This window comes from Blautia sp. An46 (assembly GCF_002161645.1).
Classification (GTDB): Bacteria; Bacillota; Clostridia; order Lachnospirales; family Lachnospiraceae; genus Blautia; species Blautia ornithocaccae.
Window position 1 is genome coordinate 1 of the sequence record NZ_NFIF01000009.1, and the last position, 17,257, is coordinate 17,257.

A 17,257-nucleotide genomic window follows, 5' to 3' on the forward strand; every position below is an offset into this window, starting at 1 on the left:
TTTCAGATACCTCTTGTGTTTTTAGATTTTACCAACTCGCCAGGTCAGTAATAATCTAAATTTACTTGAGGTATTTTCTTTGGTCAACTCCTTGATTTATAGTATACAGGAAGCTTTCTTAATCCTTTTAAATCTCCATTTTGTATGGATTTAATCCTTTCGGCGATTTTTTCTTCCGGCCAGTCCCACCATTTTATTTCCAGGAGTTCCTCTATGATGTTTTCATCAAATCGTTTTCGGATAGGCTTTGCAGGGACTCCTCCTACAACGGTATAAGGGGGAACATCCCTGGTAACAACAGCCCGGCAGCCAATAACGGCGCCGTCTCCTATAGAAACTCCTGAAAGTATCACAGCCTCATAACCGATCCACACATCATTGCCGATTACGATGTCCCCTTTGTGATCCCAGGCTTCAGTAACCTTGTCTTTTTCAAGTCCCCATTCTTCAAAAAACAGAGGAAAAGTATAGGTGGAAAGAGATGACATTTTGTGATTTCCACTGTTAAAAAGAAACTTTACACCACAGGCAATGGAGCAGAATTTTCCAATAATGAGCCGGTCTCCGTTGATGGGATAGTGATACAGAACATTGTTATTCTGAAATTCTCTGGGGTCATTGACAAAATCATTGTAGATAGTAAAATCCCCTATTTCGATATTGGAATCTGTGATCACATTTTTTAAATAAACAGTTTCCCCATCTCCAGTCCGGGGATAGACTTTATCTGCCGTAGCCATTCTGATACCCTCCTTAAGTAAAAGATTTCCCCGCAGTCAGTGATTTCTGAAGTCCTATATCGTTGGCTGCCTGGGGGAATGTTCTGAGAATATTTTACCTGGAGGACTTTCTTTTCTGCAATCTACAGAATAATACGGTACTGTTTTGTAGAAAAGGACCGCCGCATCTCTGGATTTCTTTGATACGGCAGTCCCTTTATTATTTTTGATAAATAATTTTACGTATAGCAGATATGGAAAGGCAATAGCGGCAGGCTAGATCCTCTGGGGAAATGCCCTGGTCATATTCGGCGCGAATCTTTCTATTGCGCTTTTCCAGCTCTTTTCGATAACCAGATAATTCTCCCCAGGATTTTCGCTGCTCTTCTTTTGCCGGTACATAGATATAGCCGGCCTGAACGTAGTTCTGCAGTTCTTCGATCAATGCTTTGGGAAGAATTGTCTTTGCATTTATATATTTCAAATGCAGGCCTCCTTCTTGATCATGCCAAGGAGCAAAGCCAGCAATTTTACATAAGCGGCTTCTCTGGTTACTCCACGTAAAGGCCGCTTAGGATACTGGCTTTGCGTGGAGATAAGCCTGGTTCTTCTTTTTTCTATTTCCGCACATAAATCTCACCACCTTGATGCTGGGCAAATACTTTTGACAGAGAGGGCAGTGCCTCTGTATAAAAGCAGTATAGCATTAAGAACTTAAGGGCTCAAGAAATATCGCCTGAAATTCAGCCTGGCTGTTATGGAAAATGTAGGTGGGACTGTATACTGGGGAGTATGAGAGAAAATGGGAGAGAAATGAACAGAGAAGCAGAAAAGGAGCTGTGAAAGCTCCCTTTCTATTCTGTGATTATTGCCTTATCCAGCGCCTTGTTGATAGCATCCAGAAGCAGCATAGAGGTATATTTGTTTTCTTCTGAATAAGTGATGTTTTCCGTAGACTGGGACTGGCAGATCTGAGTGGAGAGGGCATCCAGGGCTGGCTCCATAAGAGGATACATGGCGGTGGTGGTCTCGCTGAGGTTTTTCAGAGAGATGGAATTAATGTGGTCTTCGTCCACAGTGACCTCTACGTCAAAGGTATTGTCGTTTAAGGTTATGGGACTTGTGTATACACCGGCATGATAAACTGCATCTGCGCTGGCCGGATCCGCCTCTTTGTTTTTTCCGAACATCATAAAGAGCAGAACAGCCAGTACAATGGCAAAGACCACGAAAATACCGGTATAGATAACTTCTTTCATATGTAGTACCACAATTTTTGTTTTTGAGCTCATGGCTGCACCTCCTGCATTTCTTTTTATAGCATATTATAGAAATGGGGAAAATATGACGGAAGTTTTGATTCTTCCAGCGGAGGGGATGGAGGGCAGAAATTCTGTACATTCCGTGTGATCTGTGCTACCATTTAATTACGGGAAATGGAAAAGCAGAGGTATCTGTAAAATTTTCAAAACAGTCTAATAGTATTTTTATATCACATCCGTCCAATTCGGACATATTTCTCAAATAATAAAACAATCAGGAAAACAAAGATTAATCTGGGCAGGACCATTTCTTTTGTGTATAATGATTTTACAGATACAGTTTCTGCAGGCCCGAAAGGAGGCCTTTTGAAGGAAACAAACTGTCAGGAACCATCAAAACCCCTGGGACAGGTAGAAGACGAGATCATGAAGACGGGAGCTCAGTTTTTCGGTGAAGAATTACTGAGGTGGCTGGGCGTAAAAGAACCTGTAGAAGGAATCGCCCCTACGGAGCTGGTAGATCTGGAAACTAGGAAAATGTATCAGGATTTTAACTATGTAATGAAAAATGGCTGGTGGTATCATATTGAATTCGAAAGCGATCCCATTACAAAAGATGATCTGCGAAGGTTCCGGGAGTACGAAGCAGCTACCAGCAGAACCTATGGTGTAGAAGTGCTTACCTGTGTGATCTGTACAGCAAACGGGAAACACATACGCACTGAGCTTACTGAAGGGATTAATACCTATCGGGTTAAGCTGATACAAATGAAGAAGAAAGATGGGGATAAAATTCTCCGAAAAATACAAAAGAAGAAAAATCTGAAAAGAAAAGACCTCGTTCCAATGCTCCTAAGCCCTCTTATGGGAGGTAAATCTGAGATCAAAACCAGGATACTTGAGGGAATTAAAACCATAAATAGAGAGGATAAGCTGATCAGCAGAGAAGAAGCGAAAAAAATGGAAGCCATGCTCTATGCACTGGCTAACAAATTGCTTAGCAGAGCAGAACTGGAAAAAATAAAGGAGGAAGTCAAAATGACAATACTGGGACAAATGTTGAGAGAAGATTTTATGGAAGAGGGCAGGATAGAGGGAAGACAGGAAAACCAGGAACGATACAACCGTTTGATCTTGTGTCTGGATAAAGATGGAAAGACATCTTTAATGGTAAAGGCTGCGTCCGATCCCCAGCTGTTGGAAAAACTATTCCAGGAGTATGGAATCTAAGTACAGCAAATAGGAACTAATCCATATTATGGATTTGCTGAACAGGGTTTCCGTACAATATTTATCGGCAGAAAAAGAGGAAGATTATGAAATATAAATTATTGGTTTTAGATATAGATGGTACTGTGACCAATTCACAGAAACAGGTAAGTGAGAAGACAAGGAAGGCGGTAATCCGCCTTCAGGAGCAGGGGGTGCCTGTGGCAATCGCTTCCGGCAGGCCCCCTCAGGGAGTCTCCTATGTGGCAGAGGCTCTGGGTTTTCAGACTTATGGAAGTTATATCCTGCCTTTTAACGGAGCAAGGATCCTGAACTTCAAAACAAAGGAGTGTGTTTTTGAGCGGACACTGCCTTTAAGCCTTCCGGCCAGACTGTGGAGAGATGCGCTGGAGAATCAAATCGGGATCATTACTTACCGTGGAGATGTGATCTACTCTGGAACGGAGCCGGATCAGTACATGGCCATTGAATCCAGGATCAACCAGATTCCTATTGAATACCGGAAGAACTTTGGCACTTTTATCGATTTCCCTGTCAATAAGTGTCTGCTTACCGGAGAACCCCAGGACTTGGAAGCTTTAGAGCCTATGATGGCCAGAAAGTATCAGCATGAAGCTCAGGTATTCCGCTCGGAGCCTTATTTCCTGGAGATTACTCCCAAGAATGTGGACAAGGCATATTCCCTCCGTCACCTTCTGGAGATTCTGGAAATTTCCAGGGAGGAGATGGTATGCTGCGGAGATGGGTTCAACGACGTGTCCATGATCCAGTTTGCTGGGCTGGGAGTAGCTATGGCCAACGCCCAGGAGAAAGTAAAGGATGTGGCGGACTATATTACTGTAAATGACAATGACCATGACGGTGTGGCAGAAGTTATTGAAAAATTTTTTCAGTAGCAGCCCATGAATAAATATTCTTAACAGTCTATTTACGAGGCTGCTTTTGGACAGAAGGGAAGAACAGAATGGCGTTACAGTTTATTTTCGGACCCTCTGGTTCGGGAAAATCCCATTATATTTACAACAGAATCATAGAGGAATCTTTGGAAAACCCCAAAAGACAGTATCTGATACTGGTGCCGGAGCAGTTTACCATGCAGACCCAGAAGGAATTGGTCATGCTCCATCCCAGGAAGGGGATCATGAATATTGACGTTCTGAGCTTTGAGCGTCTGGCCTTCCGGGTTCTGGAGGAGACAGGAGCTCTTTCACAGGAGCTTTTGGAAGAAACCGGAAAGAGTATGGTCCTTCGGAAGGTAGCCCAGGAGAAAAAGAAGGAGCTGAAGATACTGGGCTCTAAGATGAATAAACAGGGTTATGTCTCCCAGTTAAAATCTATGGTTTCAGAACTGCGGCAGTATGAGATACAGGTAGAGGACCTGGATAAACTTCTGGAGGATGTGGAGGATAAACCAGAGCTTTTTTACAAGCTGAAAGATATTCAGACTTTGTACAAAGGCTTTTTTGATTATCTGGAAGGAAAGTTTATTACCCAGGAGGAAGTCCTGGATGTTCTGGCCCAGCGGGCGGACCAGTCAGAAAAACTGAAGGACAGCACAGTGGTCCTGGATGGCTATACTGGATTTACTCCTATCCAGATTCAGGTAATGGAAAAGCTGCTGAAGCTTTGCAGGCAGGTATATATCCCCCTCACTATGGGAAGAGGAGAGGATCCCTATCGTCTGGGAAGCCCTTATGGACTTTTTTACCTTACCCGGCAGACGGTGAATAGATTATGTAAACTTGCAGAGGAGACGGGGACTTCCTGGAGTGAAATCTGGATTCCCCAAAAAGGTGAGAAGTATCAGGGGAGATTCCGGAATAATGAAGCCCTGGACTATCTGGAAAGAAATATTTTCCGAAAAAATTACCGGCCTTATGCAGGCAAAGAAAAAGCAGTTTTTATCCGGGAAGCTCTGAACCCCCAGGAAGAAATGGAGGAGACAGCCTGCCGGATCCGTCATATGGTCCGGAAGGAAGGCTATCGTTTCGGGGATTTTGCCCTGGTTACAGGAGATATGGAGGTTTATTCCCCGGCAGCCAGAAGAGCTTTTGAAAAATATGGGATTCCTTGTTTTGTAGATGAGAAACATTCTCTTTTCATGAATCCCTTTATTGAATATATCCGCAGCGCCGTGGATATGGTGGTGGAAAATTTTACCTATGAAAGTGTATTTCGGTTCTTACGCTGTGGTCTCACAGATATAACCGAAGAAGAAACAGACCGGCTGGAGAATTATGTCATCGCTATGGGAATCCGGGGACTTGACCGGTGGGACCAGGAGTGGGTGCGCTCTTATCGTGGAGAAGATCCGGAAGAATGTGTAAAACTGAACCCGGTAAGACAGCGTCTTGTGGATATGTGGCGGCCTTTTGCGGAAGGGCTGAAGAGTCCTCAGGGTACCATCAGGACCTGCTGCCAGGCTCTTTATGAATTTATCTGCAGGAATCAGATCGAGAAAAAGCTGAAGCTTTATGAAGAAGGATTTACCGCAGCCGGGGAAATGGCCATGGCCAAAGAATACAGTCAGATCTACCAGATCGTCATGGACCTTCTGGATAAGCTGGTGGAAGTGCTGGGAGATGAGCAGGTACGGCCAGGGGCCTTTAAGGAGATTCTGGAGGCAGGGCTTTCCGAAGCAAAGGTGGGCGTGATCCCTCCTGCCGCAGACCAGGTTCTGGTAGGAGATATGGAAAGGACCAGGCTGAAGGATATTAAGATTCTTTTTTTTGTGGGAGTCAATGAGGGGAAAATCCCCAAAGAAAAGTCTGGGAGCAAGATTCTCTCGGATTTAAACAGGGAGGAACTGGAAGGACCTCTTGAAAGACTGGGACTGGCTCTGGCGCCCACAGCTAGAGAGGAGCTTTATACCCAGAAGTTTTATCTCTATCTGAATCTTACAAAGCCCAGCGAAAGAGTATACCTTACTTATAGCCGGTTAAACGGCAATGGAGATGTGATTTCTCCTTCCTATCTGGTCAGCCAGACAGAAAAGCTGTTCCCCCAGGCAAGGCAGACCCAGGAAGTTCCTATGTATACAGAAAATATCCAGGGAGCTTTGGAGCAGGTGGCCAGGGAACTGGGAGGGAGACAGGGGAAAAGCCCGGTTTTTCAGGAACTGTATACATGGTTTCAGAAAGAGGAGAGGTGGAAGACCTGGGCAGACCGGCTGGTGGAGACTGCCTATTATGTCAACCCACAGGACGCCATTGGAAAGGCGGCGGCTCAGATCCTTTACGGCAGAGAGCTGGAAAACAGCGCCACCCGGCTGGAACAGTTTGCCCGGTGCGCCTGTGCCCATTTTCTGACCTACGGCCTGGCTTTTAAGGAACGCGTCCGGTACCAGTTTACTATGGCAGATCTAGGAACCCTTCTTCACAATAGTCTGGACCTTTTTGCCAGAAAGCTTCGGGAAGAAGGGATTTCCTGGACTCAGCTGGAAGATGGGGAGAGAGACCGGCTGGCAGAGGCCTGTGTGGATCAGGTAGTAGCCCAGGCAGGAGAGACGGTGCTTCTTTCCTCTGCAAGAAACGCCTATACCGTAAAACGTGCGAAAAGAATGGTAAAGAGAACGGTGTGGGCCCTTCAGTTCCAGCTTCGCCAGGGACGGTTTTTCCCGGCCCTTACAGAATGGGCTTTCGGTCCCTGGGATAATATTTCCAGCCTGGATCTGGAGCTTTCTCCGGAGGAAATCCTTCATCTTACAGGAAGGATTGACCGGATCGACCTGTGCAGAGAAAATGGCAAAGTCTATGTGAAAGTTATTGATTATAAATCTGGAAATACCCAGTTAGATCCGGTAAAAATGTATTATGGCCTTCAGTTACAGCTTGCCCTGTACTTAAGTGCGGCAGTGGAGCTGGAACAGAGGCGCTTTCCAAACGAAGAAATCATTCCTGCGGGAATTTTTTACTATAATATCAAAGATCCGGTGCTGAACCGGGAAGATGTAAAAGACCCGGAGCATCCGGATCGGGAAATCCTGAAGAAGCTGAAGATGGACGGTCTGGCAGCCCGGGAGCCGGAGATCCTGGAGCGGCTGGACAAAGACCTGGCTGCAGGAAAAAGTATAGAGTCTCTGGCAGTTCCGGTAAAATATACGGCAAAAGGCACCCTGGCCGGAAACTCCAGGGTGGCAGACCAGGAACAGTTCTCTATAATTATGAATTATGTAAACTATAAAGCTACAGAAATCGGTCAGGAAATCCTTCAGGGAAAGGTGGAGGTGAATCCTTTTGCCTATCAAAAGGAATGTGCCTGTGATTACTGTCCTTACCGGAATGTCTGCGGCTTTGATGAGAAAATCCCAGGATATTCCTATCGGAGGCTTGGAACCTGTAAGCCAGAGGAAATCTGGGAAAAGATGAAAGCAGCACTGAAAAATACAACCCACAGGGAGGAGGAATAGATATGGCAGTTTCATGGACAGAAGAACAGCAGCGGGTCATTGACACCAGAGACTGCAATATTCTGGTCAGCGCCGCTGCAGGAAGCGGAAAGACTGCGGTGCTGGTAGAGCGGATCCTTCAGCGGATCCTGGATAAGAACCGGCCTGTGGATATTGACCGGCTGCTGGTAGTGACTTTTACAAGAGCGGCAGCAGGAGAGATGAAAGAGCGGATTGCCAGAGCTATTGAGCAGAGACTGGAGGAGGACAGCGAAAACGAACACCTTTTAAGACAGAGCACTCTGGTCCATCATGCCCAGCTCACTACCATAGACAGCTTTTGTTCCTATGTGGTAAAGAATTATTTCCATCTGATTGACCTGGACCCTTCCTTCCGTATGGGAGATGAAGGGGAGATGCGGCTGATGAAAGCAGACGTGGCAGGAAAAATCCTGGAAGAAGCCTATGGAAGAGAGGATTATAGAGAATTTGCTTCTTTTGTAGAGGGCTTTTCTCAGGGAAAATCCGATGAGAATATTGAAGACCTGGTGCTGAAGCTCTATGAGTTTTCCATGAGTTATCCCTATCCGGAAGAATGGCTGGAGGATTGCCGCAGAGCCTATGATGTAAAGAGTCAGGAGGACCTGGAAAATTCCGCCTGGATGGAGGCAGTAAAAAGAGAAATCAGCAAGCAGATAGAAGAAGCAGGGGAGCTTCTTACTCAGGCATTGGAAGTGGCAGAAGAGGGAGACGGTCCCGGCTTTTATATCCCTCTCCTGGAAGAAGAAAAAAAATCTGTGGAGAAGCTTCTTTCTATGGAGAAGTTTTTTGACTGGAAAGAGGCTGCGGATCATCTGGAATTTAAGCGCCTTCCTCCGGGGAAAAAGGCGGAGAAGGAGCTGGTGGCTGAGGAAAAACAGGAGCTGGCCAAGAACCTTCGCAGCCAGGCAAAAGATCTATTAAATGATCTGAAGGCCAGGTACTTCCAGGAATCCCCAGAGGAAATGGTGGAACACCTTCAGGCAGCGGCCCAGCCCGTAGGAGTGCTGGTGGATCTGACACTGGCTTTTATGGAAGCTTACAAAAAGAAAAAGCAGGAGAAAAATATCCTGGATTTTTCAGACCTGGAACATTATGCTCTGGAAATCCTGGTAAATCACAGCCCGGAAAAGGATGAGCGGACTGGGGCAGCCAGGGAACTGGCAGACCAGTTTGCGGAAATCATGATCGACGAGTATCAGGACAGCAATCTGGTCCAGGAGAAGATTCTTACCTCTGTTTCCCGTGTGGAAGAAGGGGAATACAACATCTTTATGGTAGGAGATGTAAAGCAGAGTATTTATCGGTTCCGACTGGCCCGTCCGGACCTGTTTATGGAAAAATTCCACAGTTATCCGGTGATCCCGGGAGGAAAGACTTACCGCATCGACCTTCATAAAAATTTCCGCAGCCGGGGAACAGTGCTGGACAGTGTGAATTATATTTTCTACCAGATCATGGGAGAGGACCTGGGCGGGGTAGAGTACGATAAAGATGCAGCGCTTTATCCCCAGGGACAGTTTCCAGAGCTTCCAAAGGAAACAGAGCCTGCAGCGGAAGTCCTTCTTCTGGAGGAAGACGACCCGGTATGGCAGGAACAGGACAGTCCGGAAACTGCCCGGGAGCTGGAGGCAAGGATGATTGCCCTGCGTATCCGGGAACTGAGAGAGACAGGGCAGGTGACAGACAAAGAAACCGGAGAGTTAAGACCGGTGAAATATTCGGATATCACCATTCTTCTCAGAACCATGACCGGCTGGTCCGAGACTTTTAAAAAGATCCTGAATTCCTGCAATATTCCGGCCAGTGTTACCACAAAGACAGGATATTTCTCTGCCCCTGAGGTAGCGGCTGTGCTGGACTACCTGCAGATTTTGGACAATCCCTTTCAGGATATCCCTCTGGCAGGGGCTTTGAAAAACCAGTCTCAGGGATTTACCTTTGAAGAACTGACCCAGATCCGGAATCTGGGAAACGCAGGAGAGAAGATTACTCTTTATGAGGCGCTGCTGGAGACAGAAAAGGTTCCCAATCCCCTCCAGGATAAGGTGATAGGTTTTTTAAAAACCTATCGGAAACTGCGCCGGGAAGTGCCTTATACTCCTATCCATCAGCTTATCTGGGATTTCTTTGACCAGACAGGCTTTCTTCTCTGGCAGCAGGCATTCCCTTCCGGAGAGCAGAGAAAGGCCAATCTTCTCATGCTCCTGGAAAAAGCCAGGGACTATGAGAGCACCAGCTACAGGGGGCTGTTCAACTTTGTCCGGTATATTGAAAATCTGAAAAAATATCAGGTGGATTTTGGGGAAGCCAACATTCTCTCAGAAAAAGAGGATACGGTGAAGATCATGAGTATCCACGGCAGCAAAGGCCTGGAATTCCCTGTGGTATTTGTGGCAGGTATGGGAAAACAGATGAATATGCAGGATGCCAGAGAGAGTATTGTACTCCATCCGGATCTGGGGATCGGTGCGCCTTGTGTAGATGAAAAACTGCGAATCCGGACCAGAACCATTCTCCAGCGGGCCATTCAGCAGGAGATTACTCTGGAAAGTCTGGGAGAGGAGCTGCGGATCCTCTATGTAGCCCTTACAAGGGCAAAAGAAAAACTGATTCTTACAGGGACGATTTCAAAGCTGGCAGAGAGGCTTTCCCAGCAGGAAATGCTGAAGCGGCGGGAACAGACCCGGCTGCCCTATGGGGTGCGGATGAAGGGCAAAAGTTATCTGGACTGGATTTTGTCGGCCCTGGCCAGACACAGAGTTATGAAGGAGCTGTACCAGTCAGTGAATCTTGGAGTATATCCCCTGAACCCACTTTATGAAGGCTCCGGAGATTTTAAGATCCGGAAGGTGTCGCCTCTGGAGCTGGTAAGGGGAGAATTGGATGCCAGAACCAGAGAGCTGGAAGAAAAGGAAGGATACCTGAACTGGGATACTGGAAAAGTCTACGACTCTGATACGAAGAAAGAACTGGAAGAAAGTTTTTCCTATGTGTATCCTTATAAAGACCTTGCCAGGATTCCGGCCAAGGTGACGGTATCTGAGGTAAAAAGGATTCAGACAGAAGAGGACGAGGAAAGTCTGAATCTCTATCCGGACAGCGGGAAAGATCAGAAAACGGTTTCTGGTGAAGAAGAACCAGAAGAGGGTTATGTTCCGGCATTTATGAGAACGGAGCAGGAGGAGCTGAAGGGTGCAGAAAGAGGGACTGCCTATCATGCAGTTCTGGAACGGCTGGATTATGAGAAAACTGGCAGTCTGGAAGAGGTGAGAGGACAGATACAGGAACTTTGCCGTATGGGAAAGATTTCCCAGGCAGTGCAAAGCTCCGTATGGCCCAAAGATATTTATGACCTTGCCGAAAGCAGCCTGGGACAGAGAATGAAAGCAGCAGCGGCAAAAGGGCTCTTAAAGAGAGAACAGCCCTTTGTCATAGGAGTGCCTGCTTCTTCAGTAAGCAGGGAGTATCAATCAGAAGAAGAAATCCTGGTCCAGGGAATTATCGACGCTTTCTTTGAGGAAGAAGACGGCCTGGTGCTGGTAGACTATAAGACAGACCGAATACCCTCAGGAAATCCCCAGGAGCTGACAGAAAAATACAGGATACAGCTTCTGTATTATCAGGAAGCCCTGGAGCGTATGACAGGGAAAAAAGTAAAAGAAAAATACATCTACTCCTTTTATCTGAAAAAAGAAATCCCGGTGTGAGAGTGCCGGGGTTTTTTACTTTTCTTCCATAAATCTTTAGAAATTCTTAATATAATATTGTTGACAAAATTATATTATATGACATATAGTATTAAATAAGAAATAGCAAAGGGGTGAGGAAATGATTTTCAATACAGGTGCAGCCCTTCTGGATGCCATCGTTCTGGCAGTTGTGTCCAGAGAGGAGGAGGGGACCTATGGTTATAAGATTACTCAGGATGTGCGCCGGGTACTGGAAGTTTCAGAATCCACCCTGTATCCGGTTCTGAGGCGCCTTCAGAAAGATGAGTGCCTGGAAACCTATGACCGGGAATTCGCAGGCAGGAACAGGAGATATTATAAAGTTACCGAAAAAGGTATGGTACAAATGAATCTATACAGGGAAGAATGGAAAAGCTACTCAACGAAAATCAGCAGATTGTTTGAGGGAGGGGAACTGAAATGAACAGAACAGAATTTTTAGAGCAGCTGGAACGGCTGCTGTGGGATATACCGGAGTCTGAGAGAAAGGAGGCTCTGGAATATTATCAGGATTACTTTGAAGACGCCGGAGCAGAGAATGAAGGAAAAGTGATCCAGGAGCTGGGAAGCCCCGGTAAGGTAGCGGCCATCATCCGGTCAGATCTGGAAAATGAAGGGATACAGTACGGAGAATATACAGAGACGGGATATACGGACGAGAGATTCCAGGAGAAAAAGGTGCCGGAACCTTCGGAAATGAAAGAAAACAGTGAGAGATCTGAAACCGGCCAGGAAGAAAATAACTGGGACGGCACCAGATACAGAGATCCCCAGGGGGAGAGAAGGCAGCACAGCTATGACGGCCCTTACAGCAGAGCCGGATACGGAAGAAATTACGGACAGAATCCAAGACATTCCAGAAGCGGAGCCGGCTGGATTCTGCTGATCATTTTTGCTGTAGTGGCCCTCCCCTTTGTGTTTGGTTTCGGAATGGGGGCCCTGGGCCTGCTGATAGGAATCATCGGAGGGATCATCGGACTCCTGGCAGGAGGGATCGGCCTGACCGTAGGCGGCCTTATGTTTCTGATTCACAGCCTGGTGTTCCAGCTGGCTTCTCCCCCTACGGCAGTTGCCTGTGTGGGAGGGGCTCTTATGATGACGGCAGTTGGTATTCTGCTGCTTCTGGCTTTCATCTGGCTGATCTTCCGGGCGTTTCCGGCTGTATTCCGCTGGGCGGTGGATTTGATCCAGAGGGTCCTGCACAGAGGTATCCGGGGAGGTGAAAATTCATGAAAAAGTTTACAAAAATTGCTTTGATCACAGCTCTTGTCATGCTGGTCACAGGAGGGATCCTGACAGCAGGGGGAATCCTTTTCGGGGCTTCCCCAAAGGCATTTCTGGACGGCCTGGAAAGAAGCACAGAAAATAATCATGTTTTTTACCGCTGGTTTGGAACTGACTGGCTGGAACGGCTGACGGACCTGGACGATCTGGAAGAGATGGGAGAGGAATGGGAAAATTACTGGCAGGAAAGAGGAGAATCCTGGACCAGAGACTGGTCTGATGAAACCGGTGTCCGCAATATGGACTGGTCCGAGGCCAGCCAGAGGGGCAGCATTGAGGCTTCAAGGGTGAAAAGTCTTTATGTGACAGCAGAAGCGGGAGAAATCCGGATACAGCCCTCTCCGGATGAAAAAATATGGGTTTCAGGTTCCGGACTGGATTCTAGTCTGTATGTGGCAGATTTTGACATTGATACAGGAGTCCTTACTGTATCCAGAAGCGATGGGCTTGTGGACAGCAGCAGGTCTTTACTGATCCAGATCCCTCAGGCTAAGGTATTTGAGGAGCTGTACCTGAACTCCAGCGCAGGAAGCCTGGAAGCAGAAGGAAAACTTGCGGCCGGGAGCTGTGATATAGATGTGGCGGCAGGTAATCTGGAGGTGGAACTGATGGAGGCTGACGATTCCACTCTGAACTGTGACGCCGGACGGCTACGGATAAAATATACCGGAAGACTGGAGGACTATACGGCAGATGTCCGTGTGGACTCCGGCGCCCTGGACCTGGGCGGAGAAAGTATAGATGGCTTTCATGAAGGAACATTTGGAGCAGTATCTTCAGATAAGACCATGGACATAGAGAACAATGCAGGAAATATCAGAATAGATTTTGAGGATCAATAGAAAGGAGTATGTGTCATGTCAGATAAGAGATTATATCGTTCTTCTGTAAATTATATGCTGGCGGGAGTCTGCGGAGGGATCGGGGAGTATTTTAACATAGATCCTACCCTGATCCGCCTTGCCTGGGTTATTGTGACCTGTATGAGTTTTGGCTCCGGGATCATCGCTTATATTATTGCAGCCATTGTTATTCCAAAATAGAAGAATATATGACAGAAAGCAGAAAAAGCTGAATAAAGGGAAAGAAAAGGGCCATACTCTAAGAAAAAGGAGTGTGGCTTTTGATGTCTAAGAAAAAAGAAGAAAAAATTGATTTAAACAAGATTCCTCAGGAGGAACAGTTGAAATATGAGATAGCAGAAGAACTGGGGGTTCTGGATAAAGTTCTGGAAAGGGGCTGGAAAAGTCTGTCCGCTAAGGAAACTGGACGGATTGGAGGACTTATGACCAAGAGAAGACGAGAGGAAAAGATGAAAGAAAAAGTGGATGAAAACAGTAATATTTCTTGACGCAAATCTCTGCTGGTGGTATTATACAAGTGTGTAATTCCATAAACCTATTGAGTGCATCAGCGTTGACCGCACAACACTGGTGAAAAGGGAATCAGGTGAGAATCCTGAGCGATCCGGTCACTGTATTTGGGGAGCAATGTCAGCAAAATCCATTGTACGAAAGTATGAGAAGGAGAGGCAAAGCGGAGAACCATAAGTCAGGAAACCTGCTTAATAGCAGTAAGGTGAAAACTTCCGTGCAAAGTTTGAAATCCCTGTAGCCCTGGATGGGGCTATATGTTTCCGCTTTTCATGTGAAGGCGGAATTTTTTATGGAATAGTGCCGAAAGGTAAACGCCTGAATTTATAGAATTATGCATGATTAAATGGCAGACGGTTCTCCCGGTTTCTAAATGTTGTCCTGTATATCCAATCCGTTTTCCCGCAACAAACGGAACATACACATCCTCCGCAGGACAGAGAAATCGTGACAAAACCGGGAGAAACGCCGGAAACTTCATATTATTTCTTATTTATGAAAAGAAGAGGTCATTATCGCCCTCTTCTTTTTGTACAGAGGTCCTTAGTGTATTGAGGGCAGGATAAGGAAAAGAAAGAGACAGATAAAATGACGGAATATACAGAAAAGAGAAAAATCAGACCAGAAGAGCGGCTTGCCGCTTTTTTTCGGCAAAAGGGAGAGATAACAAGAAGGGAAAAACTGTCGATTGTCTGGCAGATGAGCGTTCCCGCCATCATGGCTCAGATAACCTCTATTTTAATGCAGTATATTGACCAGGCAATGGTGGGAAACCTTGGGGCCCAGGCGTCAGCATCTATTGGAGTTGTCTCCACAAGCACCTGGCTTCTTAGCGGACTGTGCAGCGGCGTGGCTACAGGTTTTTCTGTACAGGCTGCACACCAGATTGGAGCGGGCAGAGAGGCCAATGCCAGAAAAATCCTGAAACACGGACTTGCCGCAGCCCTTTGTTTTTCCCTTATCCTCATGGCAGTGGGAATAGCCATCAGCGGGAAACTTCCTGTATGGCTGGGAGCAGGAGAAGAGCTTTGGACAGATGCATCAGGCTATTTCTTTGTCTATGCATGTTCTCTTCCTGCAGTGCAGATAAACCGGCTGGCAGGCTCCATGCTTCAGTGCAGCGGAAATATGCGGACGCCCAGTATATTAAACGCCAGTATGTGTCTTCTGGACATTGTTTTCAATATGATCTTTATACGGCACTACGGTGTGCTGGGAGCAGCAATAGGAACAGCCCTTGCTCAGGCTGTAGTATGTATTTTTATGCTCCGGGCGGTTTGCTTCCGCTCCCCTGTGTTTCGATTCAGAGGAGAAAAGGGAGGAATGGATAAGAAGATTTTTACCACTGCTTTTCAGGTGGGAGCTCCGCTGGCCTTTGAACATGTGGCTGTCTGTGGGGCTATGATCGTTACTACCAGGATCATTGCACCCCTGGGAACTGTGGCTATTGCAGCAAACTCTTTTGCAGTAACAGCGGAGAGCCTCTGCTATATGCCAGGGTATGGGATTGCTGAGGCAGCTACTGCTCTGGTAGGACAGAGCCTGGGAGCCGGGAGGGAAAAGATTGCAAAAAGTTTTTCCAATCTTTCTGTGCTTCTGGGAGGCGGAATCATGGCAGTAACGGGATCTCTGATGTTTTTCATATGTCCTGGGATCTTTCATATGATGACACCGGATATTCAGGTGCGGCAGCTTGCCGCGGAAGTACTGCGGATACAGCTTTTTGCAGAGCCCCTTTATGGAGTGTCCATTGTGGCTGCAGGAGCTCTCCGGGGAGCAGGAGACTCCCTGGTCCCCAGTATCCTGAATCTGATCAGTATTTGGGGCGTGCGTATTACACTGGCTCTGCTGTTGGTGGAAAAATGGGGACTTCATGGAGTGTGGACTGCAATGTGTATTGAATTATGCGTAAGAGGTCTGCTGCTCTTATTCCGCCAGCAGACCAGCAAAGTAGGGTATAGAGAAACATCTGGGAAAGGAAAATCCTAAAGACTTTGAGGGCAGTATGGGTTTTTGTCCAGAAACTGCACTTCCAGGATCACAGGCTGGTGGTCCGTATATGCAAAATCTGTGTTTATCACAGAAACACGGGATATCTTCAGATTATCGGATACCAGGAACCCATCCAGCACATATGCCAGGGACTTCCCTGAAGAACCGTCGTAAGGCCGGTCCAGAAGCCGGCAGGTGGGCCAGGTATCATCGGCGGCTATGGAAAAGTGGGCCGGAAGAAAGTCTTTTTCCAGGAGACCAGGGGTCCAGTTCTTGCTTTTACGGAGAGGATATTTGTCCTCTCCTTTTATAATCTGATTGAAATCCCCGCCGGCGATGACATAATTGCCTTTTTCATATTCCCGGGAAAGGATCTGGGAGAGCAGCCGACTCTGAGCCAGCTTTCCTTCTCCTTTATCATAGGCTTCCAGATGAAAATTCAGGAGTACCAGTTCCCGGCTGCTGCCTTTGACAGGTATTCTGGCTTCAAGAATACAGCGTTTCAGATTACAGGTCTTTACCGGCCAGGAGAAAGATTCGGGAAGAGCAAGACGCCGGGCAGAACGGACCTTTAAATCTGTAAAAGTACTGATGCCGCTGCTCATTTTTCCCAGAGGGGGAAGGGGGAAGGGGATAAAGTCACACTTATAGTTCCAGGCAAAGACGCCAGGAAGGCCCATACGTTTCTCAAAATAATCCTGCTGATCCATATGATAGGAACGGGAGGAATCCAGATCTACCTCCTGGAGAAAATATGCATCGGCTGTACAGGAGGTCAGGATTTTTCCAATTTCTTTCATATTTCGGAAAACCTGACTTTTACTTCTGGGGCGTACCATTTTTCCTCCGTCCATGAAGAAATCCATGGAACTGTCAAAACCTGCAAATCCGATATTCCAGGTAAGCAGCCGGAATGGATCTGCTGGGGAAAGGAGCCGGCGGCCTTTGGGCGGGGATAGGGACTCTGCCTTTTGGGGGCGATATTCACGCAGCGTATACCAGGAAAGGGCCCCCAGAGCCCCGGTCAGACAAGAAAGTATGAATTTTTCCCCGGTTTTCTGTAAAAGTTTTTTCGATTTCATGCTCATCCTCCTCATGGAATTATAGTAACATAGGAAAAGGAAAAAATCTCATTCTTTTGAAAATCTTTTGTTTATCTTCTGTTAAATTTCCGCAAAAATTCACAATTTCCCATCTTGACAAAATTTTTCAATATGTCTATGATAAATGAAATGAAAAG

The 17,257-nt window shown here is 46.7% G+C and carries 14 protein-coding genes and 1 riboswitch; of the genes, 10 read left to right on the forward strand and 4 right to left on the reverse strand.

The features are described from left to right. Positions 1–83: 83 nt before the first annotated feature. The 3 genes from B5G00_RS08665 to B5G00_RS08675 all read right to left on the reverse strand — a co-directional run bounded on the left by B5G00_RS08665 (position 84) and on the right by B5G00_RS08675 (position 2,011). Entirely contained in the window at positions 84–740 is a 657-nt protein-coding gene (locus B5G00_RS08665) for a CatB-related O-acetyltransferase (RefSeq protein WP_087271546.1), read from the reverse strand. A gap of 199 nt (positions 741–939) precedes the next feature. Beyond that, a complete protein-coding gene (locus B5G00_RS08670; RefSeq protein ID WP_087271549.1) occupies positions 940–1,203 on the reverse strand; it encodes a CD3324 family protein in 264 nt (87 codons plus the stop codon). 370 nt (positions 1,204–1,573) lie between these two features. Beyond that, positions 1,574–2,011 (reverse strand): hypothetical protein, encoded by a 438-nt coding sequence (locus B5G00_RS08675; protein ID WP_087271552.1) that lies wholly within the window; start codon positions 2,009–2,011, stop codon positions 1,574–1,576. A 336-nt stretch (positions 2,012–2,347) separates the two neighbouring features. On the opposite strand from B5G00_RS08675, the gene B5G00_RS08680 reads away from it, so the two are divergent. From B5G00_RS08680 to B5G00_RS08725, 10 genes are all read left to right on the forward strand, one after another. Further along, positions 2,348–3,211 (forward strand): hypothetical protein, encoded by an 864-nt coding sequence (locus tag B5G00_RS08680; RefSeq protein ID WP_140403137.1) that lies wholly within the window; start codon positions 2,348–2,350, stop codon positions 3,209–3,211. Between the two features lie 86 nt (positions 3,212–3,297). Beyond that, a complete protein-coding gene (locus B5G00_RS08685) occupies positions 3,298–4,107 on the forward strand; it encodes a Cof-type HAD-IIB family hydrolase (protein ID WP_087271557.1) in 810 nt (269 codons plus the stop codon). Between the two features lie 68 nt (positions 4,108–4,175). Continuing rightward, entirely contained in the window at positions 4,176–7,619 is a 3,444-nt protein-coding gene (gene addB / locus B5G00_RS08690; RefSeq protein ID WP_087271560.1) for a helicase-exonuclease AddAB subunit AddB, read from the forward strand. A 2-nt stretch (positions 7,620–7,621) separates the two neighbouring features. Then, positions 7,622–11,347 (forward strand): helicase-exonuclease AddAB subunit AddA, encoded by a 3,726-nt coding sequence (addA, locus tag B5G00_RS08695; RefSeq protein WP_087271564.1) that lies wholly within the window; start codon positions 7,622–7,624, stop codon positions 11,345–11,347. A 121-nt stretch (positions 11,348–11,468) separates the two neighbouring features. Beyond that, positions 11,469–11,792, forward strand: a complete 324-nt coding sequence (locus B5G00_RS08700; RefSeq protein ID WP_087271567.1) for a PadR family transcriptional regulator — start codon at positions 11,469–11,471, stop codon at positions 11,790–11,792. Next, positions 11,789–12,601: a DUF1700 domain-containing protein gene (locus B5G00_RS08705; RefSeq protein WP_087271570.1), complete on the forward strand. Its 813-nt coding sequence runs from the start codon at positions 11,789–11,791 to the stop codon at positions 12,599–12,601. The genes B5G00_RS08700 and B5G00_RS08705 overlap by 4 nt, the downstream gene beginning before the upstream one ends. After that, positions 12,598–13,494 (forward strand): DUF4097 family beta strand repeat-containing protein, encoded by an 897-nt coding sequence (locus B5G00_RS08710; protein ID WP_087271573.1) that lies wholly within the window; start codon positions 12,598–12,600, stop codon positions 13,492–13,494. Before B5G00_RS08705 ends, B5G00_RS08710 begins: the two co-directional genes overlap by 4 nt. A gap of 15 nt (positions 13,495–13,509) precedes the next feature. Further along, on the forward strand, positions 13,510–13,695 hold the full coding sequence (locus B5G00_RS08715) for a PspC domain-containing protein (RefSeq protein ID WP_087271575.1): 186 nt from the start codon (positions 13,510–13,512) through the stop codon (positions 13,693–13,695). An 83-nt stretch (positions 13,696–13,778) separates the two neighbouring features. After that, complete coding sequence (locus B5G00_RS08720) at positions 13,779–14,003, forward strand: small, acid-soluble spore protein, alpha/beta type (RefSeq protein ID WP_087271579.1); 225 nt, start codon at positions 13,779–13,781, stop codon at positions 14,001–14,003. A 35-nt stretch (positions 14,004–14,038) separates the two neighbouring features. After that, positions 14,039–14,234: riboswitch (cobalamin riboswitch) on the forward strand. Between the two features lie 379 nt (positions 14,235–14,613). Then, positions 14,614–16,014 carry an MATE family efflux transporter gene (locus tag B5G00_RS08725; RefSeq protein WP_087271582.1) on the forward strand — a complete coding sequence of 467 codons (1,401 nt, stop codon included), beginning with the start codon at positions 14,614–14,616 and terminating at the stop codon, positions 16,012–16,014. Here B5G00_RS08725 and B5G00_RS08730 read toward each other — a convergent pair. Beyond that, positions 16,011–17,099, reverse strand: a complete 1,089-nt coding sequence (locus B5G00_RS08730) for an endonuclease/exonuclease/phosphatase family protein (protein ID WP_087271585.1) — start codon at positions 17,097–17,099, stop codon at positions 16,011–16,013. The two genes, B5G00_RS08725 and B5G00_RS08730, sit on opposite strands and share 4 nt — an antisense overlap. Positions 17,100–17,257: the final 158 nt, after the last annotated feature.

What these genes read in the sequence shown, in the direction of transcription:
- B5G00_RS08665 (WP_087271546.1), bottom strand. Translation starts at nt 740, where the DNA reads ATGGCTACGGCAGATAAAGTCTATCCCCGGACTGGAGATGGGGAAACT.
- B5G00_RS08675 (WP_087271552.1), bottom strand. Translation starts at nt 2,011, where the DNA reads ATGAGCTCAAAAACAAAAATTGTGGTACTACATATGAAAGAAGTTATC.
- B5G00_RS08685 (WP_087271557.1), top strand. Translation starts at nt 3,298, where the DNA reads ATGAAATATAAATTATTGGTTTTAGATATAGATGGTACTGTGACCAAT.
- addB (WP_087271560.1), top strand. Translation starts at nt 4,176, where the DNA reads ATGGCGTTACAGTTTATTTTCGGACCCTCTGGTTCGGGAAAATCCCAT.
- addA (WP_087271564.1), top strand. Translation starts at nt 7,622, where the DNA reads ATGGCAGTTTCATGGACAGAAGAACAGCAGCGGGTCATTGACACCAGA.
- B5G00_RS08700 (WP_087271567.1), top strand. Translation starts at nt 11,469, where the DNA reads ATGATTTTCAATACAGGTGCAGCCCTTCTGGATGCCATCGTTCTGGCA.
- B5G00_RS08705 (WP_087271570.1), top strand. Translation starts at nt 11,789, where the DNA reads ATGAACAGAACAGAATTTTTAGAGCAGCTGGAACGGCTGCTGTGGGAT.
- B5G00_RS08710 (WP_087271573.1), top strand. Translation starts at nt 12,598, where the DNA reads ATGAAAAAGTTTACAAAAATTGCTTTGATCACAGCTCTTGTCATGCTG.
- B5G00_RS08715 (WP_087271575.1), top strand. Translation starts at nt 13,510, where the DNA reads ATGTCAGATAAGAGATTATATCGTTCTTCTGTAAATTATATGCTGGCG.
- B5G00_RS08720 (WP_087271579.1), top strand. Translation starts at nt 13,779, where the DNA reads ATGTCTAAGAAAAAAGAAGAAAAAATTGATTTAAACAAGATTCCTCAG.
- B5G00_RS08725 (WP_087271582.1), top strand. Translation starts at nt 14,614, where the DNA reads ATGACGGAATATACAGAAAAGAGAAAAATCAGACCAGAAGAGCGGCTT.
- B5G00_RS08730 (WP_087271585.1), bottom strand. Translation starts at nt 17,099, where the DNA reads ATGAAATCGAAAAAACTTTTACAGAAAACCGGGGAAAAATTCATACTT.